The organism is Pseudomonas sp. RIT-PI-q (assembly GCF_001297125.1).
Classification (GTDB): domain Bacteria; phylum Pseudomonadota; class Gammaproteobacteria; order Pseudomonadales; family Pseudomonadaceae; genus Aquipseudomonas.
In genome coordinates this window covers 1-26,038 of the sequence record NZ_LHPC01000080.1, presented here as the reverse complement: position 1 = coordinate 26,038, position 26,038 = coordinate 1, and the positions used below count along the sequence as shown (strand labels likewise).

Annotated in this window: 17 protein-coding genes and 3 pseudogenes; 6 read left to right on the top strand and 14 right to left on the bottom strand. The window is 60.3% G+C overall.

Annotation, left to right across the window (positions count from 1 at the left end; all coding sequences use genetic code 11):
• Window positions 1-127 precede the first annotated feature (127 nt).
• Genes AEQ67_RS33105 through AEQ67_RS33080 form a run of 6 tightly spaced genes read right to left on the bottom strand, consistent with a single transcriptional unit; the run spans window position 128 to window position 4,361 of the window.
• Window positions 128-1,807 carry an acyl-CoA synthetase family protein gene (locus AEQ67_RS33105; RefSeq protein ID WP_059408126.1) on the bottom strand — a complete coding sequence of 560 codons (1,680 nt, stop codon included), beginning with the start codon at window positions 1,805-1,807 and terminating at the stop codon, window positions 128-130.
• Window positions 1,804-2,349: a hypothetical protein gene (locus AEQ67_RS33100; protein WP_059408124.1), complete on the bottom strand. Its 546-nt coding sequence runs from the start codon at window positions 2,347-2,349 to the stop codon at window positions 1,804-1,806. The genes AEQ67_RS33105 and AEQ67_RS33100 overlap by 4 nt, the downstream gene beginning before the upstream one ends.
• Window positions 2,346-2,600 carry an acyl carrier protein gene (locus tag AEQ67_RS33095; RefSeq protein WP_059408122.1) on the bottom strand — a complete coding sequence of 85 codons (255 nt, stop codon included), beginning with the start codon at window positions 2,598-2,600 and terminating at the stop codon, window positions 2,346-2,348. The genes AEQ67_RS33100 and AEQ67_RS33095 overlap by 4 nt, the downstream gene beginning before the upstream one ends.
• Before the next feature lie 9 nt (window positions 2,601-2,609).
• Window positions 2,610-2,870 (bottom strand): phosphopantetheine-binding protein, encoded by a 261-nt coding sequence (locus AEQ67_RS33090; protein WP_059408120.1) that lies wholly within the window; start codon window positions 2,868-2,870, stop codon window positions 2,610-2,612.
• Window positions 2,851-3,660, bottom strand: a complete 810-nt coding sequence (locus AEQ67_RS33085; protein WP_059408118.1) for a lysophospholipid acyltransferase family protein — start codon at window positions 3,658-3,660, stop codon at window positions 2,851-2,853. The genes AEQ67_RS33090 and AEQ67_RS33085 overlap by 20 nt, the downstream gene beginning before the upstream one ends.
• Window positions 3,636-4,361 carry a beta-ketoacyl synthase chain length factor gene (locus tag AEQ67_RS33080; protein ID WP_059408116.1) on the bottom strand — a complete coding sequence of 242 codons (726 nt, stop codon included), beginning with the start codon at window positions 4,359-4,361 and terminating at the stop codon, window positions 3,636-3,638. Before AEQ67_RS33080 ends, AEQ67_RS33085 begins: the two co-directional genes overlap by 25 nt.
• Window positions 4,362-4,718: 357 nt before the next feature.
• On the opposite strand from AEQ67_RS33080, the gene AEQ67_RS33075 reads away from it, so the two are divergent.
• Window positions 4,719-5,489: a ParA family protein gene (locus AEQ67_RS33075; RefSeq protein WP_059408114.1), complete on the top strand. Its 771-nt coding sequence runs from the start codon at window positions 4,719-4,721 to the stop codon at window positions 5,487-5,489.
• 99 nt (window positions 5,490-5,588) lie between these two features.
• Here AEQ67_RS33075 and trxC read toward each other — a convergent pair whose 3' ends face one another.
• From trxC to AEQ67_RS36925, 6 genes and pseudogenes are all read right to left on the bottom strand, one after another.
• On the bottom strand, window positions 5,589-6,023 hold the full coding sequence (gene trxC, locus AEQ67_RS33070; protein ID WP_059408111.1) for a thioredoxin TrxC: 435 nt from the start codon (window positions 6,021-6,023) through the stop codon (window positions 5,589-5,591).
• Window positions 6,024-6,152: 129 nt separating this feature from the next.
• Window positions 6,153-7,616, bottom strand: a complete 1,464-nt coding sequence (selO, locus tag AEQ67_RS33065) for a protein adenylyltransferase SelO (protein ID WP_059408109.1) — start codon at window positions 7,614-7,616, stop codon at window positions 6,153-6,155.
• Between the two features lie 48 nt (window positions 7,617-7,664).
• Window positions 7,665-11,015 carry a mechanosensitive channel MscK gene (gene mscK, locus AEQ67_RS33060; RefSeq protein WP_059408108.1) on the bottom strand — a complete coding sequence of 1,117 codons (3,351 nt, stop codon included), beginning with the start codon at window positions 11,013-11,015 and terminating at the stop codon, window positions 7,665-7,667.
• A gap of 34 nt (window positions 11,016-11,049) precedes the next feature.
• A complete protein-coding gene (locus AEQ67_RS33055; protein ID WP_059408107.1) occupies window positions 11,050-12,792 on the bottom strand; it encodes a potassium/proton antiporter in 1,743 nt (580 codons plus the stop codon).
• Between the two features lie 222 nt (window positions 12,793-13,014).
• Window positions 13,015-13,614: pseudogene (locus AEQ67_RS36930) on the bottom strand (methyl-accepting chemotaxis protein); the annotation flags it as partial.
• Window positions 13,615-13,917: 303 nt separating this feature from the next.
• Window positions 13,918-14,574 (bottom strand): annotated as a pseudogene (locus AEQ67_RS36925) (MCP four helix bundle domain-containing protein); the annotation flags it as partial.
• Between the two features lie 470 nt (window positions 14,575-15,044).
• Here AEQ67_RS36925 and AEQ67_RS33045 point away from each other — a divergent pair.
• From AEQ67_RS33045 to AEQ67_RS36915, 4 genes and pseudogenes are all read left to right on the top strand, one after another.
• The gene (locus tag AEQ67_RS33045; protein WP_008149645.1) at window positions 15,045-15,275 is read left to right on the top strand and encodes a hypothetical protein; all 231 of its coding nucleotides are present in this window, start codon (window positions 15,045-15,047) and stop codon (window positions 15,273-15,275) included.
• Window positions 15,272-15,574: a cell division protein ZapA gene (locus AEQ67_RS33040; protein ID WP_059408103.1), complete on the top strand. Its 303-nt coding sequence runs from the start codon at window positions 15,272-15,274 to the stop codon at window positions 15,572-15,574. The genes AEQ67_RS33045 and AEQ67_RS33040 overlap by 4 nt, the downstream gene beginning before the upstream one ends.
• A 100-nt stretch (window positions 15,575-15,674) precedes the next feature.
• Window positions 15,675-16,748 (top strand): annotated as a pseudogene (locus AEQ67_RS36920) (HAMP domain-containing protein); the annotation flags it as partial.
• An 18-nt stretch (window positions 16,749-16,766) separates the two neighbouring features.
• Entirely contained in the window at window positions 16,767-17,612 is an 846-nt protein-coding gene (locus tag AEQ67_RS36915) for a methyl-accepting chemotaxis protein (protein WP_442965691.1), read from the top strand.
• Between the two features lie 146 nt (window positions 17,613-17,758).
• On the opposite strand, the gene AEQ67_RS33030 is transcribed toward AEQ67_RS36915, so the two are convergent.
• Both AEQ67_RS33030 and putA read right to left on the bottom strand, forming a co-directional pair.
• Window positions 17,759-19,561, bottom strand: coding sequence for an acyl-CoA dehydrogenase (locus tag AEQ67_RS33030; RefSeq protein ID WP_059408098.1), 1,803 nt, complete (start codon window positions 19,559-19,561; stop codon window positions 17,759-17,761).
• Between the two features lie 258 nt (window positions 19,562-19,819).
• A complete protein-coding gene (putA, locus tag AEQ67_RS33025) occupies window positions 19,820-23,773 on the bottom strand; it encodes a trifunctional transcriptional regulator/proline dehydrogenase/L-glutamate gamma-semialdehyde dehydrogenase (protein WP_059408096.1) in 3,954 nt (1,317 codons plus the stop codon).
• A gap of 463 nt (window positions 23,774-24,236) precedes the next feature.
• Here putA and putP point away from each other — a divergent pair, with 463 nt between their 5' ends.
• Window positions 24,237-25,721, top strand: a complete 1,485-nt coding sequence (gene putP / locus AEQ67_RS33020; RefSeq protein WP_059408094.1) for a sodium/proline symporter PutP — start codon at window positions 24,237-24,239, stop codon at window positions 25,719-25,721.
• The last annotated feature ends 317 nt before the right edge of the window (window positions 25,722-26,038 follow it).

Here is a 26,038-nt window from a genome sequence, read left to right as displayed (position 1 = left end):
TGCCGGCGTCCGGGGCCGTAATCCTTGTAGGAGCTGGCTTGCCAGCGAAAGCGGCGTGTCAGTCGACATGATTGCTGGATGTGCCGGCGTCTTCGCTGGCAAGCCAGCGCCTACAGGGGATCTCGACTTATCCACAGTCTGCCTCCAGCAAAATCCGCCCACTTGAGCAGGTAGCCGTCTCATTGCGGTAGGCGAAATACAATTTGCTGCGTACCGGATCAAAGCGCAGGTGCAACTGCACTTCATCCCCCGGGCGCACCAGTTGCTGGAATTTCAGCACTTCCATGCCGGCGAACCTGGCCGGCAGTTCCATCAATTGCTGACCCAGATTCAGCGCCCATTCCACCTGCACCACGCCCGGCAGCACCGGCGTTTGCGGGAAGTGACCGCTGAAATAAGCGAGGTCGGGCGGCACCGCCAGTTGCAGGCTCCACTCGCCATCGACTTCGACCTGTTCCAGCACTTCCGGCGCCTTTGGGCGCGGCGCCAACAATAAGGCTTCCACGTCGGCCTGAGGCAGTTTGCCCTGAGCGTTCAGCGGCAATTGCCGCAGCAAACGCCAGCGGCGCGGCAGGGCCAGGGCTTCGCAATGCTGGCTCAGGTGCTGACGCAACTCTTGAGTCAGGGTGCGTCGCCCCTGATTGCGCAAGGCGTGCAAACCCTGCTCGCTCAGCACCAGCAGCGCACCTAGAGAGGCACGGTTTTCTTGAACCACGCCAAGACGCGCTTCGGCGACCCAATCGTGGTCCATCAAGGCCTTTTCCAGCATTGGCAGCGAGATACGTTTTTCTTCCAGTTTGACGATTCGGTCCAGCCGTCCGAGCAATTCGAAGCGGCCGTCGACAGCGCTGCGTGCAGCATCGGCGGTGTGTTCGATATGGCCCGCTGGCAAGTACGGCGATGCGATAAGCAGTGCGCCGTCGCTGTCCTGGCTCAACTCGACGCCAACAAAGGGCTGCCAGAGCGCGTGGCCCTGACGCCAGGCAATGCCGCCGGTTTCCGAGCTGCCGAGGATTTCCGTCGGCCATTGTTGCAGGCGTTGCTGCAGGCTTTGCGCAGCCTCGGCCGGCAGGGCGCCGCCGGAGGAAAACACTCGCCGAACCGCGCTCAGTGCCGGCCAGTCGAGGTTATCGCCCATGCGCTTGAGCAGCGCCGGGCTGGCGACCCAGGCGAAGGCCGGGTGTTCGCGGCTGGCGCGTTGCAAGTCTTCCGGGAAAGCCAGTTGCGTGCGCACAAACGAACGCCCGGCGCACAGCGGCCACAGCACGCGAAACAGCAGGCCGTAGATGTGTTGGGTGGCGACGCTGCCAATGATGCAAGCCGGGCCCAGATCGGCACCCCACAGTTGCTCCAGCGCTTCAACTTCATTGGCCAGTTGGCGCAAGGTTTTTTCGATGCGCTTGGGCTCGCCACTGGAGCCGGACGTGCACAGGCTCAGCGAACAGTGATCGAGGTCCAGTGCGGCAGCGATCAGTGGCGGCTGCCGGTAATCGCTCAGGTGCGCGTCATCGACCTGGTCGGTCAGCCATAAATCGACTTCCGTCGACCAGCGCTGGCGGGTCTGCGGTTGCAGGTCGGCAGGCAGCAATACGCTGACCCCGGCGCGCCAGGCACCGAGCAGGGCAATCGCCAGGTCGGCGGCGTCCTCAAGGTGCACGGCAATGCGCTGCACACCCTGGGCTTGCAGGCCGGCGGCCAGGCTTAACGCCTGTTCGCAGAGCTGCGCGTGATTCAGCGCCGGTTCGGCCGTCACGGCGCGTTCCGGCTGAGCCTTGAGCAACAGATGCTCAAGTTTTTTCCAATTCATGGGTGACCTCGTACCCGTTGTCGTATCAGCCATTCAATGGCAAACAGCAGGCCCATCAATCCATAGGAAATCAGGCCGGTGTACAACATCCACCAACTCAGCGGGGCCCAGAGGGTCAGGGCGGCGGCGAGCAAACCGTTACAGAGGAAAAATACACTCCAGGCAATCGTCACCTGGCGGGTATAAACAATCGCCTTGGCCGGAAGGTGCGGTTCACGCAAGCGCGCCATGCGTTCGACCATCGGCGGTCCAACTATCAGGCTCAGGCCGAACAGCCCGAGCATGAAGGCGCTGATCAGCACCGGATACCAGCGCAGCAACAGCGGGCTGTCAAACAGCGCCAGCAACAGGCAAAAAGCAATGGCGCAGATCGCCATCCACAGACTGCCAGGCTTGCGCGCGCCGAGCAGTGCCCGCGCCAGCCACAGGCTGCCCAGCAGCAGACCGAACTGCCACGGGGCAAAGTGTTCCATGCCGAAATACACCGCAAAGGGGTACAGCAGGCCCGCCAGCAGCAGGCCGAGGCCGATCAGTCGACTCATGCGGCCGGTTCAACCAGACGGTAGACCGCCTCGACCACGTCGCTGACGGTACGCACCGATTTGAATTCTTCGGCGGCGATTTTCTTGCCGGTCTGGCGTTTGATGTGATCGATCAGGTCGACCGCGTCGATGCTGTCGATTTCCAGGTCCTGGTACAGGTTGGATTCGAGGCTCACACGCTCGGGGTCCAGTTCGAAGAGTTCGACCAGAGCATCGCGCAAGGTGTTGAAAATGTCGTCACGAGTTTGCATGGTCCGGTCTCAAGCTGCCTGTTTTGCAGTGACGAACGCCGCAAGGCTCGCCACGTTGCTGAAGTGATTACGAGTGTCCTTGGCGTCGGCATCGATTTTGATGCCGTACTTTTTCTGGATCGCCAGGCCGAGTTCCAGGGCGTCTACCGAGTCCAGGCCCAGGCCTTCGCCGAACAGGGTCTGGTCGTCGCCGATGTCTTCGATGCTGATGTCTTCCAGGCCCAGGGCGTCGATGATCAGCAGTTTTATCTCACGGTGCAGATCGCTCATCTTCGGCGAGCTCCTTAATAAAGTAGGTGTGCAAATAATCGTTGAGCTTGCGCGAGGCTTGAGGAGCAGGGCCACACGCGGCGAAAGTCTGTGGGTCTATATCGGCCCCGACACGGAAACTGAAGTGCACGCGACGTTTCGGGATGCGATACCAGGGTTCGGCCTTGGTCAACGTGGTCGGGTTGACCTTGATGATCACCGGGGTGAGGATTTTCGCACCGCGCAGTGCAATCGCCGCAGCACCCCGATGAAAGGCCGGCGCTTTGCCTGGATCGGTGCGCGTGCCTTCCGGAAAGATGATCAGGGTCTGGCCGCTTTTCAGCGCATCGGCAGCAGCGTCGAGCATGTCCATGCTGCCGTCGTTGCTGATGTAGTCGGTGCAGCGTAGCGGACCGCGAGTGAACGGGTTCTCCCAAAGGCTTTTTTTGACCACGCAGTTGGCGTGGCGCACCAGGCCGATCAGGAATACCACGTCGATCAGCGATGGGTGATTAGCAATGATCATCTGCCCCGGACGCCCGAGTTTTTCAGCGCCCTGAATGTCGTAGGTCAGTACGCCGGTGCGAGCCATGAACCGGACAAAAAACCAGAACAGCCGAGCGACCGTCTGCCGGGCTCGCTGCCGATGAGTCCGGGCGTCGCCGGGCAGGCAGTTCAGCAGCGGGAAAACCAGCAGGCGCAGGCACAGGCCGCCCAACCCGAACAGGGTGAAGCTTGCGGCGGTGGCCAGCAGGCGCCAGTAATAGGCGTCGCGGTTTTTTTCGGTTACAGGTTGCGTTGCCAGGTCCATACACGATTTTTCCAGGCATGTTGGCAGGTTGTCTGCTGGCCGAGCAGCGTACGCAATAGATTCAGCGCATGGGGCCAGTGGGCTTTGGACAACTCATCCGTGGTGCTGTTCAGGGACAGCTGCCAGTCGTTGCCCGGGGTGAGCAGCAGACCGACCGCGTAAGGGAACGGCACGTCGTCGATCCAGGTCGAGTAAGCCTCTGGCGGTTGTTCTTCGGTGACCACCAGCAGGACCGCTGGCGCGCCTTCCTTCAGCAACGCCGCCGCCTCTAGCATGCCGTGTTCAAGGCCGTCGCCAGCCGCGGCGAGGGCGGTCATTTCGCTGGTTTCGCCACGCATGATCGACCATAGGCCGATGATCGCGTTATGCACCGACAGGCTGAATTGAGTCGGCGACAATGGCTGCTCGGCTGCCAGATCACTGAGAATGTCAAAGGTCCGCGGGGTTTCGCCGTGACGGGAAATAAAGACCAACGGTAGGTCCTGGCGACCATCGGACAAGGGCCAGCCGACGCTGAACGCCATGCGTGCCAGGCGACTGAGTCGCCGGCGTTGCATGGCCGGCAGAAACGACACATCGGGGGCGGCATCGCTGCTCGCAAGCACGACCGGTTGTCGGCTCCAGGCTTGCCAATCGTCCACGCTTTCGAGCCCAGGGGCCCAGGCGCGCCATTGGGCGATGTTGAAGTTGATCACAGACATTCATCCCGCCCCTGCGGGCTTTCTTGACGCGGTGAGTCACAAAAACAGCGACAGACCTTACGTGGCGGTTAACGCCGAGTGGCGCGCATTATCCCGGTGCGGCGGACGGGTAGCAAATGCTGGATACATTTTGCACAACCTGAAATGTACAGGTTGGTACGCGAAAAAAATGTTAATGGCCATTATCCGCATTTCCGGGGACATTTCTGTAGGCACTGTCGGTGATCCATGGACGTGTTCGCGGCTTTTTCACCCGGAGATTTCAGCTGACTGTGTAGTCCCTATGCCGGCGAGGTAGCTAAGCAATGCCGTGGACTACTACACTCGGTCATTCTTTGATACACGGAGGTTTTTGACATGCGGCGCGTGGTGTTCAATCAGAAAGGTGGCGTAGGCAAATCCAGTATTGCCTGCAATCTGGCGGCGGTTAGCGCCAGTGAGGGTTATCGCACCTTGTTGGTGGATCTCGATGCCCAGGCCAACTCCACTCAGTACCTGACGGGGCTCACCGGGAATGACATTCCCATGGGCATCGCCGACTTTTTCAAGCAGACCTTGTCTTCCGGGCCTTTCGCGAAGAAAAACCAGGTTGATATCTACGAAACTCCGTTCGATAACCTCCATGTGATTACCGCCACGGCGGAGCTGGCTGACTTGCAGCCCAAGCTTGAGGCGAAACACAAGATCAACAAGCTGCGCAAATTGCTCGACGAGCTGGCCGAAGACTACGACCGGATTTACCTCGATACGCCGCCAGCGCTGAACTTTTATGCGGTTTCCGCGTTGATTGCCGCTGATCGCGTGCTGATCCCCTTCGATTGCGACAGCTTTTCGCGTCAAGCGCTCTACAGTCTGCTGGCGGAAATCGAAGAATTGAAGGACGACCATAACGAAGGGCTGGAAGTTGAAGGCATCGTGGTCAACCAGTTCCAGGCCCGTGCCAGCCTGCCCCAGCAGATCCTCGACGAACTGATCGCTGAAGGCCTGCCGGTGCTGCCGGTGTACCTCGGCAGCTCGGTGCGGATGCGTGAATCTCACCAGGCCAACATGCCGCTGATTCACCTTGATCCGCGGCACAAGCTGACCCAGCAATTCGTCGACCTGCACAAACTCCTCGAAAACGCCTGAAAATCAAAAGATCGCAGCCTTCGGCAGCTCCTACATTGACTGGGGTGTACACAATTCCCCTGTAGGAGCTGCCGAAGGCTGCGATCTTTCAGGCCGTTATCAAATCCCTTGGCTGCGCAGCCAGCTCATCAACTGCGGTAACGGGAAGGCCCCGCTCTGGCGCGCCACTTCCCGGCCGTTCTTGAACAGAATCAAACTCGGAATCGAACGAATCCCCAATTGGGCCGACAACTGCTGGTTCGCCTCGCTGTCCAGCTTGGCCAGCCGACACTTGCCCGCCAGTTGCCCCGCCGCCTGCTCGAACACCGGCGCAAACGACTTGCACGGCCCACACCACTCCGCCCACACGTCCACCAGCAATGGCAGATCACCCTTGATCTGGCTGGCGTAATCGCCTTGCTTCAGTTCGAAAGGCTTGCTCAACAGGACCTCGGCCTTGCAGCGGCCGCATTTTGGATGGTCGTTGAGGCGCTCGGCGGGGATACGGTTGAGGCCGTTGCAGTGGGGGCAGGGGATGAGGAGTGGCTCGGTCATTCGCTCGGTTCCAAAAAGACGCAGATGACTCCTATGTGGAGACATCTGCGCACTTTTTCAATCGCGGAATGTCACGACATATCCAGGTTGAGAAGGACGACGGCACTGCGGCAGGTCCGCTGATCAGGCTCACGAAGAACAACTGATCTCCAAATGCTTGCCCCACTCCGGTGGCCGCTCGGCATAACTTTCCATCCCCGGCTGCTGCTCAAACGGATTGCTCAGCACCGCATGCAGTCGGCGAACTTCTGAATAGTCGCCGCTTTCCGCCGCATCGATGGCCTTCTGCGCCAGGTAGTTGCGCAGGATGTACAGCGGATTGACCGCGTGCATCCGTTTGCGGCGTTGTTCTTGATCAATCTCGCCATCACGAGCAACCCGAGCCACGTAGAGTTCACCCCACGCATCGAAGCCCTTGATGTCGACGAAATCATCGCGCAAGCGGGCGACGGCCAGTTCTGGTGATTCGTCGCCCAGGCGGCGGAAGAACAGGCTGTAGTCGACGCCGCTGTTTTGCATCAGTTGCAACAGGTGCTCCAGGAGTTTCTGGTCGTCATCTTCGGCGGTGGTGAGGCCGAGGCGGCGGCGCATCAGGTCGAGGTAATGGGCCTGGTACAGCGGGAAGTACAAGCCGAGGGTTTCGCGCAGGGCTTCGACGCTGATGAACGGCGTCAGGGCCTGGGCCAGGGCGCTGAGGTTCCACTGGCCGATCGGCACCTGGTTGCTGAACGAGTAGCGGCCCTGGTCGTCGGAGTGGTTGCAGATGAAGTGGGCGTCGAAGTCGTCGAGGAAGGCGAACGGGCCATAGTCGAAGGTGATGCCGAGGATCGACATGTTGTCGGTGTTCATCACGCCGTGGCAGAAGCCATAGGCCTGCCACTTGGAGATCAGCTCGGCATTGCGCTCGACGATTTCGCGGAACATCGCCAAATACGGTTCCGGTTGTTCCAGGCATTCCGGGAAGTGCATGGCCAGCACGTGCTCACCGAGTTCTTTCTGCTTCTCGGGGCGTTTGGTGTAGTAGAAATATTCGAAATGGCCGAAGCGAACATGGCTCGGCGCCATGCGCAGGACCATCGCCGCGCGTTCCTGCTTCTCGCGCCACACCGGGGTGTCGGAGCCGATCACACACAGTGCCCGAGTGGTGGGGATGTTCAGGGCATACAGCGCTTCGGAGGCGAGAAATTCGCGGATCGAGGAGCGCAACACCGCCCGGCCATCGCCCATGCGCGAAAAGGGCGTCTGGCCGGCGCCCTTGAGGTGCAGGTCCCAATGCTCGCCGGCTTCGTTGTAGACCTCGCCCAGCAACAGGCCGCGGCCATCGCCCAGCTGTGGGTTGTAGGAACCGAACTGCTGACCGGAATAGACCATCGCCCTGGGGACGGCGTCGGCCCAGAGCTTATGGCCGCTGAACAACTCGGCGAACGCCGGGGTGTCGGCCACGGCCGGGTCGAGGTCGAGCAGCGCCATGGCGGCGGGGCTGGCCACCACCAGGCGCGGGTTGTCGATGGGCTCGGGCAGCACATGGGTGGAAAACGTATCGCCGAGGCGGGCGAAGCGATTATCGAAGGTCAGTTCGTCGAGGGCTTTCAACGGCCATCTCCAGCAGAATGTCCGAGCATTCTGCTAGGGATAAGCCGGTTAGTCGAGCTTGGCGGCGGGCGGCTCTTGAGGTGCTGGACCCTCCACCTTCGGCACGATGGTTTTGGCTTCAGGATCGATGGGCACCATTTTGTATTCCTGGCCCTGGATGTTCTTGAGGTAAACCTCCATCTGCCGGAACGAGATGTTGATGTGGTGCTTCTTGAATTCGCGATTGATGAAGCGGTTGACCTCATCGAGCACCGGGTTACGGTCACCGAGGTCGCGCACGTGCATGCGCAACTCGTGGTCGAGGGTGCTTTCGCCGAAGTTCAGGAAATACACGTGAGGTTCCGGATCCTTCAGGACGCGTGGGTTTTCCCGAGCGGCCTTCAGCAGCAGCTCTTTCACCAGGTCCAGGTCCGAACCGTAATCGACGCCGAGCTTGAGGGTCACTCGGGTGATGGTGTCGGTCAGGGACCAGTTGATCAGTTGCCCGGTGATGAACGTCTTGTTCGGGACAATGATGTCCTTGCGGTCGAAGTCGGTAATGGTGGTGGCGCGGATACGGATCTTGCTCACCGTGCCCGACAGGTTACCGATGGTGATGGTGTCGCCGATCCGCACCGGACGTTCGAACAGGATCATGATCCCGGAGATGAAGTTCGCAAAGATCTCCTGCATCCCGAACCCGAGGCCTACCGATAGCGCCGCGACCAGCCATTGCAACTTGTCCCAGCTCACGCCGAGGGTCGACAGGGTCGAGACAAAACCGACGCCGGCGATCACGTAGGACAGCAACGTGGTGGTGGCATAGGCGCTGCCCTGTGCCAGGTTCAGCTTTGACAGCACAAACACTTCCAGCAGGCCCGGCAAGTTGCGTGCGAGGGCGAAGGTGATGCCAATAATAATCAGCGCGCCGAGCAAGTCGCCGATGCTGATCGGCACCATGCTCATGTTGGCACCGGTCCCGCTGGTGTATTCGTAGAGGGTGACATTGTCCAGGTACGAAAACACCGAGATCAGATCGGACCATACCCAGTACAGCGCCGCCATGAACCCGCCGAGCAGGGCCAGACGGATCAGGCGCAAGGATTGTTCGTTGACCTTCTCGATGTCCAGGGTCGGTTCTTCGATCACCGCCTCGCCATCGCCGGCCTCTTTCGCCGCCTGGCGTTTGGCCAGGGCGCGCTGGTAGGCCAGGCGTCGCGCTGCAACGCTGAGACCGCGTACGAACGTGGCTTCAATCACCAGCCAGAACATCAGCAGGTACAGGGTGTTGATCAATCGGTCACTGAGTTTCAGCGCGGTGTAGTAGTAGCCGAAGCACACTGCCACGAACAACGCGACCGGCAGGGCGGTGAACAGGATGGCCACGGCCTTGCGGAACAGCGAAGCGTTCTCGTGAGTCGGGCTACTGATCAGCAGGCGGCTGAGCAGCCAGGTCATCAACGCATAGCAGGTCAGCACCACCGGCATGCCTAGCACGTCATCGGCCAGCGCCGCCGGTTGCAGTTCGGCGACGGCCACGACAGCAACCAGGGCCATCACCACCAGCCCGAGCCGACGGACCCAGCCCTGGAGGAATTCGACCTGGGGTTTTTCCCAACGGAAGTGTAATTCGGCCACGCCGCCCGGCGCGAGGATTCGGTAGGCGGTATAGAACACCAGCCAGGCCTGGGCCATTTGCAACAGCGCCGCGCCCATGTTGGCGTTCTGGCCGCGAGCGTCAATCTGCAAGGCCAGGCCACACAGGGCCAGGCCCAGCGAAACCGGCATGGCCAGCAGGATATTGATCAGGATCGCCTGAGGCGTATGCCACTGGCTGTCACGCTTGAAGTGGCCGATGTCCTGGTGAACCTTGTTCAGTCGCGCATAAAGACTCTTGCGCCGCCACAACAGGGCGCCGATCAGCAGCGCCAGCGGCAGGAACAGCAACGGTCGCTGGGTCAGGCCGTCAGACAGTTCGCTGAGGCTTGAAGCCCATGGCAGGGTGGTGACCTGACGTTGCAGGCGCTCGGGCACGGCGTGCATCCATTCCAGGTCCAGCGGCTTATTGCTGGGAATCCAGAACATTTGCTCGTCGAGGGTCGCCCGCAGGCTTTGCGCGGTGCTGAGCAGTTGTTTCTGATTGAGTTGCAGGGTGATCGATTCGTTGAGCACCGCGCTCAGTTCGCGGTTCAAGCGCTCTAGCAGGTCGGCGCGCGTGTTGGCCAGTTCCAGCAGGCTTTTGCGCAGCTGTGGGGTGACCTGTTCCGGCGCTTGGGTCGACAGCAGGTTGTCGACGTAAGTCGCCGGGTTGCTGAGCAGTTCCCGTTGCTGGCTGACTTCGAACTGATACAGGCGAATGTCGGCGATCTGGTCGGCGAGGTCGCGGTCGAGCTTGAGACGCGGCAGCGCCTGCTTCTGTTTATAGAGGATCTTGGAGAGCAGCAGGCTGCCCTTGAGCACGTTGATTTGTTCGTCCAGGGCCGAATCGCTCTGGGTCACGTTGTCCAGCTGCTGCTTGGTCTGCAGGTTTTGCTGGGTGACTTCGTTGAGGCGGTCAGTGCTTTTGAGCAAGTAGTCCGAGAGCTTCAGGTTGGCCGCGCTTTCAGTGGCCAGCAGCGCGCTGCCGCCTGACTTCTGCGCTTCGATGGACTGCTGCGTCACCGTCTCCTGGGATTGGGCCAGGCGCTTCTGGTTGATCAGGTTTTGCAGCTCCTGGATTTCCTTGTCCAGACGATCGGATTTCTCCGAGAGCAAGTCATGCTGGCTGTTGCCCAGGTCCTGCAACTGGCTGTTGCCGGCCAGTTCCTGGCGACGCAGCGGGATCAGTGCATTCAGGGCCGCGAGCTCGGCATTGAGCTGGTCGCGTTGCTCCGGGGTCAGGGTCTTGCCGGCGTCCTTGCCGGCCTTGAGGATGTTATTGATCTGCTGGATGCGCGTCTGGCTGGCAGAAATTTCCGCCTGGGCGCGCTCGGGGCGGGTCTGGGCAGTAATGACCAGGCTGTTGGCCTCGGCCAGGGCTTTTTGCAGATCGCTTTGCTGGGTCGAACGCTCGGTCAGCATCTGTTCCAGCTGCTGAATCGACTCTTTGGAATAGCGTTGCGCGACCGGCACCACATTGGTGGCCTTGAGACGGGCCAGTTCGCGCTGGTTCTCGATATTCTGCTTGGGCGCGGTGGCCAGCTGCTGCTTGAGCGCCACCAGCTTCTGCTCGTAATCACGCTGGTTATTGAGCTGTGTCAGCGTGCTTTGCAGGATGCTCTGCAGGGCTTTTTGATCGGCTTCCGGCAGTTTGCGTTCGGCGATTTTGTCCAGGCTCGCCTGCACGGCTTCGCTGGACGGCGGTTCGGCCGCTTGCAACGTGCCGATGGAGAGGCTCAAGCCCAGCAGGGCCGTGACGAAAAAGGTGCGCAGGGTTGACATAGAGACCGATCGAAAACGAGACGAAGAATGGAGTTTAGAGGAACAAGCCCGGACCGGGGCGACTTCCTTCGGGGAATCTGACGCCCACTTTGCCGATCTTGTTCCCCTCCATGACCGCGACCGTCCAGATGGTGTTGTTCCACTCCACCTGGTCACCGACCACGGGAGCACCGCCGACTTTGTGGGCGATGAAGTGCGCCAGGGTCATGTCCGGATCGATGCCTTCGACTTTCAACCCGTACAGCGCCGCAACCGCGGCCAGCTGGGCGTCTCCTTCGAGTACGAAGTCGCCGAAGAAGCGCAGGTCGAGGCCGCGTTGCGGTGCCTGGCTGAAGAGTTTTCCAAGGGCCGAAAGGTTGTGCTCATGGCCGATCACGCAGAGCAAATCGTCGACTTCGAGCACGGTACTACCCGACGGATGGAGCAGTTGCTGGCCACGAAACAGCGCCGCGATGCGTGTGCCTTCGGGCATTTTCAGTTCGCGAAGGGGCGAGCCGATGCACCATTTTTCAGCACCGAGGCGATAAACGAACAGCTCCCACTCGCTGGTGACGTGGACTTCCAGGGCGGCGCGGGAGATCGGCGCCGGCTCCGGCGGGACGGTCACCTTGAGCAATTTGGCGACCCACGGCAGGCTCGTGCCCTGGACCAGCAGCGACACCAACACGATAAAGAAGGCGAGGTTGAAGTAGAGCTGGGCGTTGGGCAGGCCGGCCATCAGCGGGAACACTGCCAGAATGATCGGGACCGCGCCGCGTAGACCGACCCAGGAAATGAACGCTTTCTCACGCCCATGGAACGCCTTGAACGGCAGCAGGCCGACCACTACCGACAGCGGCCGGGCAAACAGAATCATCCACAGCGCCAGGCCCAGTGCCGGCAGGGCAATCGGCAGCAAGTCATGGGGCGTGACCAGCAGCCCCAGCACCAGGAACATCCCGATCTGCGCCAGCCAGGCCATGCCGTCGAGCATGTGCAAAATGCCGTGGCGACTGCGCACCGGGCGGTTGCCGATGACCAGACCACACAAGTACACCGCGAGGAAGCCGCTGCCGTGCAGGGCGTTGGTCAGGGCGAACACCAGCAGGCCGCCGGCAATCACCAGAATCGGATAGAGGCCGTTGGCCAGATTGATGCGGTTGACCAGTTGCAACATGACCCAACCGCCGCCCAGACCGATGACGGCACCGATACCGAATTCACGCACGAAGTGCCCGAGTAGGCTCCAGTGTAGGCCGGTCTGGCCGCTGGCGAGCATGTCGATCAGGGTCACGGTGAGGAACACCGCCATCGGATCGTTACTGCCGGATTCGATCTCAAGGCTGGCGGTGACCCGTTCGTTCAAACCTTTGCCGCCCAGCAGCGAGAACACCGCCGCGGCGTCGGTGGAGCCGACAATGGCGCCGATCAGCAGGCCTTGGATGATGTTCAGATTGAACAGCCAGGCGGCCACCAGGCCGGTCAGTGCTGTAGTTATCAGCACTCCAACCGTGGCCAGCGACAGCGCCGGCCATAACGCCACGCGAAAACTTGCCACCCGGGTTCGCAAGCCACCGTCGAGCAGAATCACCGCCAACGCGAGGTTGCCGACCAGATAAGCCGTTGGGTAGTTATCGAAGATAATGCCGCCGCCGTCGACGCCGGCGGCCATGCCGACTGCCAGGATGATCACCAGAATCGGGATGCCGAGGCGCGACGAAAGTGAGCTCACCAGAATGCTCGCACCTACCAGCAACGCGCCGATCAAGAACAGGCTGTTGATGGTCGTCGCATTCAAAGGCAGTACTCCAGAAAGCTAAAGGCGGGCACAAACTGACCATGCAGTCTGCGTGCCAGCGATTCTAACCTGTTGAAATGTGATGCTGTCAAAAAGCTTTTTCAGATCAAAAGATCGCAGCCTCGTTTCACTCGACAGCTCCTACAAAGGATCTGCGTAAACCTGTAGGAGCTGTCGAGTGAAACGAGGCTGCGATCTTTTCGGCAATGATGTGATCTTCGTTTAGAGACTAAACCGTCCAACCATGTTGTTCAGGTCCAGCGCCAACCGCGACAGCTCGTTGCTCGCCGCACTGGTCTGGCTGGCCCCCGTCGCCGATTGCACCGACAAATCGCGAATGTTCACCAGGTTGCGGTCCACTTCACGGGCCACTTGCGCCTGCTCTTCCGCCGCGCTGGCGATCACCAGGTTGCGCTCGTTGATTTCGACGATGGCACTGTTAATGGTGTCCAGCGACATCCCCGCGCCGCGAGCAATGTTCAGGGTCGATTCGGCGCGCTCGGTGCTATTGCGCATCGAATCCACCGCGTGTTCGGTGCCGCTCTGGATGCTGCCAATCATGCGCTCGATCTCGCTGGTCGACTGCTGCGTACGGTGAGCCAGTGCACGCACTTCGTCCGCGACCACCGCAAAACCACGACCAGCTTCACCGGCACGGGCGGCTTCAATGGCGGCGTTCAACGCCAGCAGGTTGGTCTGGTCGGCCAGGCCGCGAATCACGTCCAGCACTTTGCCGATATCCCGCGACTCATTGGCCAGGTCGCCGATCAGGGTCGCGGTGCTCTGCACGTCGGCACTCATGCGTTCGATGGCGCTGACAGTTTCCTGCACCAGGTCGCGGCCGTCACCGGCGGAGGTGGTGGCATTCTTCGAGGCTTCGGAGGTGCTGACGGCATTGCGCGCAACTTCTTCCACAGCGCTGGTCATTTCGTTGACCGCCGTTGCGGCCTGTTCGATTTCGTTGTTTTGCTGGGTCAGGCCACGGGCGCTTTCGTCGGTGACGCTGTTCAGTTCTTCTGCGGCCGACGCCAGCTGCGTGGCCGAGCCGGAAATCCGTTGCAGGGTATCGCGCAACTTGTCCTGCATCTTCGACATGGCCGCCAGCAGTCGACCGGCTTCATCCTGCCCGTCCACAGTGATCGGGCGCGTCAGGTTGCCTTCGGCAATTTCTTCGGCAGCGCTCAGGGCGTTGGCGATGGGTTTGGTGATGCTGTTGGTCAGCAACCAGGCGAACAGCAAGGTCAGCCCGGTGGCAATCACCAGCAGCGTCACCACCAGATTGAACGCCGAGGCGTACTGATCGGCAGCCTGCTGGTTGGTGTCGACGGTTTGCTGAGTGTTGATCTCCAGCAAACGATTGAGCACGGTGTTGACGGCTTCGGAGTTGGTCAGCAAGTCGGTGTTGAGCAGGGTGCGCAGTTCATCGATCTGGTTGTTGCGCGACAGCGTCTTCATCCGGTCTTCGATCTGGCGATATTGCCCCAGCAACTGCACGTATTGATCGTAGGCCGCGCGTTCCTGCGGGTTGCTGATCAGTTTTTCGTAGGTTGTTTGGGCTGCGCGAATCTGCTGGTTGCGGGTTTCCAGCAGGTCCATGGTTTTTTGCTGGACGTCCGGCTCGCGGTTCACCAGCAAACGGTAGGACAGCACGCGCAGGCGCAGGGTGAGCTGGGTGAACTCGTCGAGGCTCTTGATGCTTGGCACGCTGCTGAGGGTGATGTCCTCGGCGGCGCCGCGAATCTTGCTCATCTGGTTCAAGGCAAACACACCCAGGATCAGCATCAGTCCGCCAATCATGGCGAAGCCGAGGAACGCACGCGGCGCGATGTTCATATTACGAAGGGACATGGTGTTTACCGAAAAGTGCGCACGGCGCGGCGCGGGGACTGACGTATGCGTGACTTATCGGTCCTGCGACTAAAGTCTTGAGCCCCTGCGCGTTTTTGTCGCATAACGCCACCCTCTGTAGGAGCGAGCTTGCTCGCGATGGAGTCGAACGATAACGCGTGCTTTCTGAATCAACGTGGCGCTTTCAAGTTCATCGCGAGCAAGCTCGCTCCTACAGTGGCGGACGTGCTGCTTTTGAACTGTGGCGACGAAGTGCAGGAACCAGATTCGCCAATCACAGTCTTTAAAGTTCGCGAGGGAGGTCACCCGTCAGGAAAATCAAGGCCTTGCGCCCGTATAACCCTGGCATCCGTGGTGACTTTTCTTTATCGTACGCGCCCTTTGAAAATGCCTGGAATATCAAAATGTTGGAAGCATCCCTAAGCCAATTGGAACAGCTGGTCAGCGACCTGGTGCAACAAAACCAGACCCTGCTCGGCACCAACCAAACCCTGAGCGCAGAATTGGCCCAGGCCAAGGATGAAAACGAAAGCCTGCAACTGAGCCTGATGGAACAGGAAGAGAAACAAGGCGCCACCGCCGCACGCATCCAGGCCCTGGTTGAGCGCGTCAGCGCTGGCCCAGTCAGCGCATGAGTTACGGCGCCGCAGGGGTAAAAGTCGTCTCGATCCTGGGGGAGGACTATTCGATCAAGGCGCCGGCCGGGGAAGAACAAACCCTGTTGGACGCCGCGTTAATGTTGAAAGCCGCATTGGCCGACACCAAAAAGAAGTACCCGACGCTGATCGGTGACCGACTGCTGGTTTTGGCCGCGATGAACCTGTGCTCTCAGCAGATCGAAATGAAAAAGCAGCATCAGCAGGAACTCGACCGTTACCAAGAGCAAGTCAGCGCCACGGTTGAAGTGATCTCCAAGACGATCAATCAGGCCTGATCGGCTTTGCGCACAACCAAAGAATAAATTGTCGTTTGCGTTGTATACAATCGGCACGGCTGTTGCAGTGTTTCAGCCTCTTATTCTTTGGGGGTGCTCCATGCAGTTCTGGCGACGCAGTATTCAATGGCAGTTGATCTTGAGCATGGGCACCGCCCTGCTGGTCAGCATCCTGATCGTGGTTGGCATTTATACCCTCGTGGTCAACCGTCTCGCCCAGCGCTATCTGGTCGAACAGGCATTGCCGTCGAGCATCGAAGCGATGCGCAACGACATCGAGCGAATCCTCGTTCAACCCCTCACCGCCGCCAAGGACATCGCCAGCAATAGCATGGTGCGCGGCTGGTTGGCCGGGGGCGAAAACCCTGCCCGGACCGAGACCTTCGTGCAGTACCTGGAAGGCATCCGCGCCGAGCACAAAGCCTTTACCGCGCTGATCGTCGGCACCGCGTCCAATCACTACTTCACGGAAAAGGGTCTGGACCGAACGCTTAGCCGCTCCAACCCCAAAGACGCCTGGTTCTACGCGTTTCTCGACAGCCACCAGCCGCGCACCCTCAATATCGACAATGACACCGCGACCGGAGAATTGGCGCTGTTCATCGACCTCAAGGTTGAGCAGGCCGGCAAAGTCGTGGGCGTTGCCGGGCTCGGGCTGAGCATGAAGGAGCTGTCGGCGCTGATTCACAACTTCAACTTCGGTGAGCGCGGCACGGTCTATCTCGTGCGTTCCGACGGTGTGATCCAGGTTCACCCCGAGGCGCAATTCAGCGGCAAACGCCCCTTGGCCGAGCGGATTGGCACCCCGGCGGCGCAAGCGGTCATGGGTCAAAAAGTTGCCACTGACAGCAGCTTTGTGCGCGATGGCGAAGATTATCTGGCGCTGAGCCTGCCACTGCGGGACCTGGGCTGGACGTTAGTGGCGGAAGTGCCGCAGTCGCAGATCTACGCCGAAGCCCGTCGCGCGATGTGGATGAGCAGCGGCATTGGTCTGGCGGTGGCGCTGGTGTGCCTGTTGCTGGTGGTGCTGTTGGCTCGTGGCTTGGTGCGACCCATCCGCCAGGTAACAGCGGCACTGGTAGCCATTGGTAGCGGCGGGGGAGATTTGACCCACCGGCTGGATTCCAGCCGCGCCGATGAGCTCGGTGACCTGGCGCGTGGCTTTAATCGGTTTCTCGACAGTCAGCGCGAGATGATCGGCGAAGTGCTGACCACCAGCGAACGCTTGCGCACGGCGGTCGGCCAGGTGGCGAAGGTGGTGGACAACACCGCCGAGCGCTCCGGTCGTCAGCAGGAAATGACCGACATGGTCGCCACCGCCGTCCACGAAATGGGCCTGACCGTGCAGGAAATCGCCCAGAACGCCGGCAACGCCGCGGTCGCTTCGCAAAATGCCCGCGATGAAGCGATGCAGGCACGGGAAGTGGTCGGTGGCTCGATCCGCCATATAGAAAGCATGTCCGACGAAATCGGCCTCGCCGCCAGCGCGGTAGGCGAGTTGGCCAACCAGGTCGCGTCCATCGATCAGGTGCTGGCGGTGATTCGCGGGATATCCGAGCAGACCAATTTGCTGGCACTGAACGCCGCCGTCGGAGCGGCGCGGGCCGGGGACATGGGTCGCGGGTTTGCAGTGGTGGCGGATGAAGTGCGGACATTAGCGCGGCGCACGCAGTCGTCCACCGACGAGATTCAGGAGATGATCGGCAGCCTCAAGCAAGGCGCCGAGAATGCGGTGTCGTCGATGCACACCGGGCAAGCGGCAACGGGTACGGGGGTTGAGTCGAGCCAGCGCACCGGGGCGTCGTTGACGGCGATTACCGGGCAGGTTGAACGGATCAGCGACATGAATCACCAGGTGGCAACGGCGACGGAAGAGCAGTCGGCGGTGACCGAGGAGATCAACCGCAACGTGCAGGGGATTTCCGATCTGGCCCGGGCGACGGCGGGGGAGGTCAGGGCTTGCCGTGAGGACTGTCAGACGTTGCAGCGGTTGGCGGATGATTTGGCGCGGCAGATGGGTGGGTTCAAGTTGAGCTGAAAGATGTGTTGCTAGTGCTGACGCCTTCGCGGGCAAGCCCGCTCCCACAGGATTTGTGTATTGAACACATGATGTGTGAACAACAGAGATCCCTGTGGGAGCGGGCTTGCCCGCGAATGGATTTCAGCTACGCCACAAGGCTTTGATCAAAACCACTCATCCTGCATCCCCAGGCAAACATCATCCCGAGCCTCAAGTATCGCCAATTCATGGTGGCAACCCGGCACTTCCCAAGTCAGGAAATACCGCGCCGCTTGCAGCTTGCCTTTATAGAAGCTCGCATCCGCCGCATTGCCTTTGGCCAACCCTTCCTCCGCGCGAATCGCCTGCTCCAGCCAGCGCCAGCCAATCACCGTGTGCCCGAACACTTTCAGGTACAGCGCCGAGTTCGCCAGGCTGCTGTTGACCTTGCCTTGCGCCAAATCGGTCAGCAGGCCGATGGTCACGCTTTGCAGGCGCGCGACCAGTTTTTCCAATGGCTCACGCAACGCGGTCAGCGATTCATAGGCTTGCGCCCGCTCGGCAGTATCGGCAATCAAGCGGATCAATTGCTTGAGCCCTGCACCACCGTTCTGCGCCAGTTTGCGGCCCAGCAAATCCAGCGACTGAATGCCGTGGGTGCCTTCGTGAATCGGGTTCAAACGGTTGTCGCGGTAATACTGCTCCACCGGATACTCGCGGGTGTAACCGTGGCCACCGAGAATCTGGATCGCCAGTTCGTTGGCCTTCAGGCAGAACTCCGACGGCCAGGATTTGACGATCGGCGTCAGCAAGTCCAGCAGTTCGTGGGCCTGTTTGCGCTCGGCTTCGGTTTCAAGAGTGGTGGTGTCGTCGAACAGTCGTGCCGCGTACAGCCCAAGGTCGAACGAACCTTCGACGTAGGCTTTCTGCGTCAGCAGCATGCGCTTGACGTCAGCATGCTGAATGATCGCCACCGGCGCGGTGTTCGGGTCCTTGCTGTCCGGCACGCGGCCCTGCGGACGTTCGCGAGCGTATTCCAGGGAGTACAGGTAACCGGCATAACCGAGCATCACTGCGCCCATGCCGACGCCGATCCGCGCCTCGTTCATCATTTGGAACATGTAGCTCAAGCCATGGTGCGGCTTGCCCACCAGATAGCCGACGCACTCGCCGTTATCGCCGAAGTTCAGCGCGGTGGAGGTGGTGCCGCGCCAGCCCATCTTGTGGAACAACCCAGCCAGCAGCACGTCGTTGCGCTGGCCGAGGCTGCCGTCATCGTTGACCAGAAATTTCGGCACGATGAACAGCGAAATGCCTTTAACCCCGGCCGGTGCATCCGGCAGTTTGGCCAGGACCATGTGCACGATGTTTTCCGACAACGGGTGATCGCCGCCGGAAATGAAGATCTTGTTGCCCTTGAGTCGATAGGTGCCGTCAGACGCTGGCTCGGCGCGGGTACGAATATCCGACAGCGACGAACCGGCATGCGGTTCGGTCAGGGCCATGGTGCCGAAGAAGCGGCCATCGATCATCGGTTGCAGAAAGCGCTGCTTCTGCTCATCGGTGCCGAAACTTTCGATCAGGTTCGCCGCGCCCATGGTCAGGAACGGGTACGAGGTGGAGGCCGCGTTGGCCGATTGAAAGTGTGCAAAACAGGCCTGGGACAGCAATGTAGGAAGTTGCATGCCGCCGGCGTCGAAACTGCGCGCGGCGTTGAGGAAACCGGCTTCGAGGAACGCATCCACCGCCGGTTTCACCTCCGGAATCAGAATCGCCTGACCGTCCTCATAGCGCGGCTCGTTCTCGTCGCCCTTGCGGTTGTGCGGGGCGAAAAACTTTTCGGCAATGCTGCGGGCGGTGCCGATGGCGGCATCGAAGGTTTCGCGGTTGTGCTCGGCGAAACGCTCACGCTGGGTCAGGCCTTCGGCGTCGAGGACTTCATACAGCTCGAAAGCCAGATTGCGGGAACTGAGCAACGTCTCGGACATGGCGGCCTACCTTTTTTTGGAATGGACCGAGTCTAGGCGTGCGAATAGAGGCTGAACAGGATGATTGATGAGCGTGATGGTGGAGCAGCGCAGCGACTTAGCGAACGACACAAACAATTGTGGGAGCGGGCTTGCCCGCGATGGCGTCAGACCAGTCAACATCAACGGTGACTGATAGATCGCTATCGCGGGCAAGCCCGCTCCCACAGGAATATTGCAAACCAGGCAGCCATTGCGAATGCCTAGTCTTGTTGCGGTTTAACCGATTGTCATAAGGCTCGCATTACCACCCGCCGCAGCGGTGTTAACGCTCAGCGCCCGCTCGATCACCAAACGCTCCAGCGCAATGTTGGTTTCACCCTGCGACAAACCATGAACCCCGACAATCGCCCCGGCACGCTTGGCCACTTGCTGGCAAACCGCACGCAGCTGATCGGAATGGCCGTGATGCAGAACCGCATCAAACAGCACTTCGTCCTTGTTCCAGTCGGATACCAGCTTGATCTTCGCCTGAATGTCCTTCGGCAAGCGTGCGAACAAGGCCTTGCTCACGTCAGCTTCCGGCCACACCGCCGAACCACCTACCGCCAGTACCGCAGCCAGTTGCGTCAGCAGATCGCCTTCGACGTCCGCCAGGCACAGCACGTGTTCGCGCGGCAGGATGGCGTAGCTGTTGCGCTCGCCCGTCGGGCCAGCGAGTACACGGGTGATCCCGCTTTGCGATTGCGCCGCGAACTGTACGCACAGGGTGCTCAGGTCGGCGAACTTGTTGCTGTCGGCCCAGGCTTTCAGCGCGGTCAGCGGTTTGCTCATGGCGTCACGCAGACGAACGTCCGGTGCTGCGATGGCATCACCGCGAGCGAAGGATTGTTCGATTGCATCGGTAGGGCGTGTCGACAGCAGGCGATACAGGTACAACGGACCACCGGCTTTCGGACCCGTACCCGACAAACCTTCACCACCGAACGGCTGCACACCAACCACAGCACCGACAATGTTGCGGTTGACGTAGACGTTACCGGCGTTGACGTTGTCGATCACCTTGGCGATGGTTTCGTCGATGCGCGTGTGCACGCCCAGCGTCAGGCCATAACCGGAAGCATTGATCTGGCCGATCAACTGGTCGATGTCTTTGCGCTTGTAGCGAACCACGTGCAGCACCGGACCGAAAATCTCCCGTTGCAGCTCGTCGAAGCTTTCCAGTTCGATCAGCGTCGGCATCACGAAAGTGCCGCGTTTGACTTCTTCAGTGTTGGCAATCGCCACCTGGTACACGCTGCGACCTTTGTCGCGCATGGCCTGGATGTGCTTCTCGATGCCAGCCTTGGCTTCGGCGTCGATCACCGGGCCGATGTCCACGGACAGACGCTCAGGGTTGCCGAGACGGCATTCAGCCATGGCGCCCTTGAGCATTTCGATGACACGGTCAGCGGAATCTTCCTGCAAGCACAGCACACGCAATGCCGAGCAACGTTGACCGGCGCTGTCGAAGGCCGACGAGACTACGTCGATCACCACTTGCTCGGTGAGTGCCGAGGAGTCGACGATCATCGCGTTCTGGCCGCCAGTTTCAGCGATCAGCGGAATCGGGCGACCTTGTGCATCGAGGCGACCGGCGACGTTGCGTTGCAGCAAGCGAGCGACTTCGGTCGAACCGGTGAACATCACGCCTTTGACCCGATCGTCACCGACCAGGCGAGCACCCACGGTTTCGCCACGGCCCGGCAGCAGTTGCAGCACGCCTTCGGGAATCCCGGCTTCGAGCAGCAAGCGTACGGCTTGAGCCGCCACCAACGGAGTTTGCTCCGCAGGCTTGGCCAGTACCGGGTTACCGGCGGCCAGTGCCGCAGCAACTTGACCACTGAAAATCGCCAGCGGGAAGTTCCACGGGCTGATGCAGACCACCGGGCCCAATGGGCGGTGGGCGTCGTTGGTGAAATCGTTGCGCGCCTGCACCGCGTAATAACGCAGGAAGTCCACGGCTTCACGCACTTCGGCGATGGCGTTGGCGAAGGTCTTGCCGGCTTCGCGAGCCAACAGGCCCATCAGCGGCTGGATCTCGCCTTCCATCAAATCGGCGGCACGTTCCAGAATCGCGGCGCGTTCGGCGGGCGGGGTAGCCTGCCAGATCGGTGCAGCATTCAGGGCGCACTGGATCGCGTTGTCGACATCTTCGACGGTGGCTTCCTGCACATGGCCGACCACGTCGCGCAGATCCGACGGGTTCAAGACCGGCGCAGGGGTTTCAGTGCTGGAGGCGCAACCGAGCATCGGCGCGGCTTTCCAGTGGTTGTGAGCGGTGGCCAGCAGGGCGCAGGACAAGGATGCCAAACGATGTTCGTTGGCCATGTCGATGCCGCTGGAGTTGGCGCGCTCGGCACCATAAAGATCACGCGGCAGCGGAATACGCGGGTGCGGCAGGCCGAAGCCGCCTTCCAGCGTCGCCATCTGCTCGATGCTGGCCACTGGATCGGCCACCAGCTCCTGGATCGAAATAGACTGGTCGGCGATACGGTTGACGAACGAAGTGTTCGCGCCGTTTTCCAGCAGGCGACGTACGAGGTACGCCAACAGCGTTTCGTGCGTGCCGACCGGTGCGTACACGCGGCACGGACGGTTCAGTTTGCCTTCGGAAACTTTGCCTACAACCTGTTCGTACAGCGGTTCGCCCATGCCGTGCAGGCACTGGAACTCGTACTGGCCGGGGTAATAGTTCTGACCGGCAATATGGTAAATGGCCGACAGGGTGTGGGCGTTGTGCGTGGCGAATTGCGGGTAGATGACTTCCGGCACCGACAGCAGTTTGCGTGCGCAAGCGATGTAGGAAACGTCGGTGTACACCTTGCGGGTGTAGACCGGGTAGCCTTCCAGGCCTTCGACCTGGGCGCGCTTGATTTCGCTGTCCCAGTACGCGCCTTTTACCAGGCGGATCATCAGGCGATGACGGCTGCGGCGAGCCAGGTCGATCACGTAGTCGATCACGTACGGGCAACGCTTCTGATACGCCTGGATCACGAAACCGATGCCGTTCCAGCCGGTCAGTTGCGGCTCGAAGCACAGGCGCTCGAGCAGATCCAGCGACAGTTCGAGGCGGTCGGCTTCTTCGGCGTCGATGTTCAGGCCGATGTCGTATTGCTTGGCCAGCAGGGTCAGCGACAGCAGGCGCGGGTACAGCTCGTCCATCACACGCTCGTACTGCGCACGGCTGTAACGCGGGTGCAGTGCCGACAGCTTGATGGAAATGCCCGGACCTTCATAAATCCCACGACCGTGTGACGCTTTGCCGATCGAGTGGATGGCTTGTTCGTACGAAGCCAGGTACTTCTGGGCGTCGTGCTCGGTGAGTGCGGCTTCACCCAGCATGTCGTAGGAATAGCGGAAGCCCTTGGCTTCGAACTTGCTCGCATTGGCCAAGGCTTCGGCGATGGTTTCGCCGGTGACGAACTGCTCGCCCATCAGGCGCATGGCCATGTCGACGCCCTTGCGGATCATCGGCTCGCCGCTCTTGCCGATGATACGGCTCAGGGACGAGGTCAAGCCGGCTTCGTTGTGGGTGGCGACCAATTTACCGGTCAGCAACAAGCCCCACGTCGCGGCGTTGACGAACAGCGACGGGCTGTTGCCCAAGTGCGGGTGCCAGTTGCCGGTGCTGATTTTGTCGCGGATCAGCGCATCACGCGTGCCTTTGTCCGGAATGCGCAGCAGCGCTTCGGCCAGGCACATCAGCGCTACGCCTTCCTGGGACGACAGGGAAAATTCCTGCAACAGGCCCTGAACAATTCCGGCACGGCCGCCGGCGCTTTTCTGATTGCGCAGTTTTTCGGCAATCGAGGACGCGAGCTTGTTGGTGGCTTCAGCCATCGACGCGGGCAGGCGAGCCTGCTCGATCAGCATCGGCACCACTTCGGGTTCCGGGCGACGGTAGGCGGCGGTGATCGAGGCGCGCAGCACCGATTGCGGCAGGATGCTTTCGGCGAACTCAAGGAAGCACTGGTGCGCGTGGTCGGTGTGGACTTCACCGGCGTCGTCAGCGTCTTTGCTGATTAACCCGCTCAGCTCGGTCAGGGTTGCACCACCCTCGAGTTTTTCCAGGTAATTGAAAATTGCCTGCTTGATCAGCCAGTGCGGCGTGCGATCAATCGAGGTCGCGGCGGCCTTGAGGCGCTCGCGGGTCGGGTCGTCAAGTTTGACCCCAAGGGTGGTGGTAGCCATGTTTTTATCCTCATGTTGGCCACGACGGCGTGGCATCGGCTGGCGGCAAGATTAGCCGTGCAACCGCCGAGGTGCAACCGGGTGCAACCCTTTTTTTGTCGGAATAATACGCAGCTCGTCAGGAATTAAATTCCGGTACGAACGTACCGCTCCTGCTTGGTGCTTTTAGTTTGGGAAACACATCCGGACTGCGCTAAAAGGGAGCAAAAACGGCGCTTTTTTGTGGAAAACACACTAGGTGCAACTAATTCTCAAGAAACAGGTTGCACCTGATTTGGGTTGTTGAATAGGATTCGCGCCCCAAGGTGCAACCGGCTAAAAAGTCTGGTGCACCGGCTGATGGCTTTCCTGGGGAAACATCAGTCATAAATGCGCGGGATTGCGAATCGTCTATCAAACTTCATCGTTTGCGAGCGGTTTCACATTCCGCCGCTACATAAAAACAAAGCCAGGGCGTCACTTAATGAGCGTAAGCAATCCAACCCTGATCACGTTCGTGATCTACATCGCAGCAATGGTGCTGATCGGCTTCATGGCCTATCGCTCCACCAACAACCTTTCTGACTACATTCTGGGCGGTCGTAGCCTGGGCAGCGTCGTGACCGCACTGTCTGCCGGTGCCTCCGACATGAGTGGCTGGTTGTTGATGGGCCTGCCGGGCGCTATCTACATGTCCGGCCTGTCGGAAAGCTGGATCGCCATCGGCCTGATCGTCGGTGCTTACCTGAACTGGCTGTTCGTCGCCGGCCGTCTGCGGGTGCAGACCGAGCACAACGGCGATGCGCTGACCCTGCCGGATTACTTCTCCAGCCGTTTTGAAGATAAAAGCGGCCTGCTGCGGATCATCTCTGCGGTGGTGATCCTGGTGTTCTTCACCATCTACTGCGCGTCCGGCATCGTCGCTGGCGCCCGTCTGTTTGAAAGCACTTTCGGCATGTCCTACGAGACGGCGCTGTGGGCCGGTGCGGCGGCGACGATTGCCTACACCTTCGTCGGTGGTTTCCTGGCAGTGAGCTGGACTGACACTGTACAAGCCACGCTGATGATCTTCGCCCTGCTGCTGACGCCGATCATCGTGCTGCTGGCCACTGGCGGCATCGACACCACGTTCCTGGCCATCGAAGCTCAAGATCCAAGCAACTTCGACATGCTGAAAAACACCACCTTCATCGGCGTGATTTCGTTGATGGGCTGGGGCCTGGGCTACTTCGGCCAACCGCACATCCTCGCGCGTTTCATGGCGGCGGATTCGGTCAAGTCGATCGCTAACGCGCGTCGCATCTCCATGACCTGGATGATCCTGTGCCTGGGCGGCACCGTGGCGGTAGGCTTCTTCGGTATCGCTTACTTCTCGGCGAACCCTGCCGTGGCCATGCCGGTTTCTGAAAACCACGAACGTGTGTTTATCGAACTGGCAAAAATCCTCTTCAACCCGTGGATTGCCGGTGTACTGCTGTCGGCCATTCTCGCGGCTGTCATGAGCACCCTGAGCTGCCAGTTGCTGGTGTGTTCGAGTGCCCTGACCGAAGACTTCTACAAAACCTTCCTGCGTAAAAGCGCTTCCCAGGTTGAGCTGGTCTGGGTTGGCCGCGCCATGGTGTTGCTGGTTGCCCTGATCGCCATCGCGTTGGCCGCTAACCCGGAAAACCGTGTATTGGGTCTGGTCAGCTACGCCTGGGCTGGTTTCGGTGCTGCGTTCGGCCCGGTCGTGCTGATCTCGGTGATCTGGAAAGACATGACCCGCAACGGTGCACTGGCCGGTATTCTGGTTGGCGCGATCACCGTGATTGTGTGGAAACACTTCGAGCTGCTGGGTCTGTACGAAATTATCCCGGGCTTCATCTTCGCCAGCCTGGCCATCTACATCGTCAGCAAACTGGGCGCGCCGACTCACGGCATGCTGCAGCGTTTTGCCGCTGCCGAGGCAGATTTCCGCCTGAACAAGTGATCGGGATGAGCTGAGGCTCTGACCTTTCGCCGAACATGAAAACGGCCCGCTCCATTTGGAGGCGGGCCGTTTTTTGTTTGCGGGGAGAAAGTTGTTGGGTTTGATGGCCCCTTCGCGGGCAAGCCTCGCTCCTACAAGAGTTGCGCAAAACCTTGAGGAGCGAGGCTTGCCCGCGAAGAGGCCATCCGCCACAACACATGACTTGTCTATAGCCCAGCATCCCGATTTTTTGAAGGAAGTTTCTCTAAAAAAGTAGGGCGATTCTGAATTGCCTGACCTCCCATCAACACCCCTTGTAGCACATGCACAGTCACTCG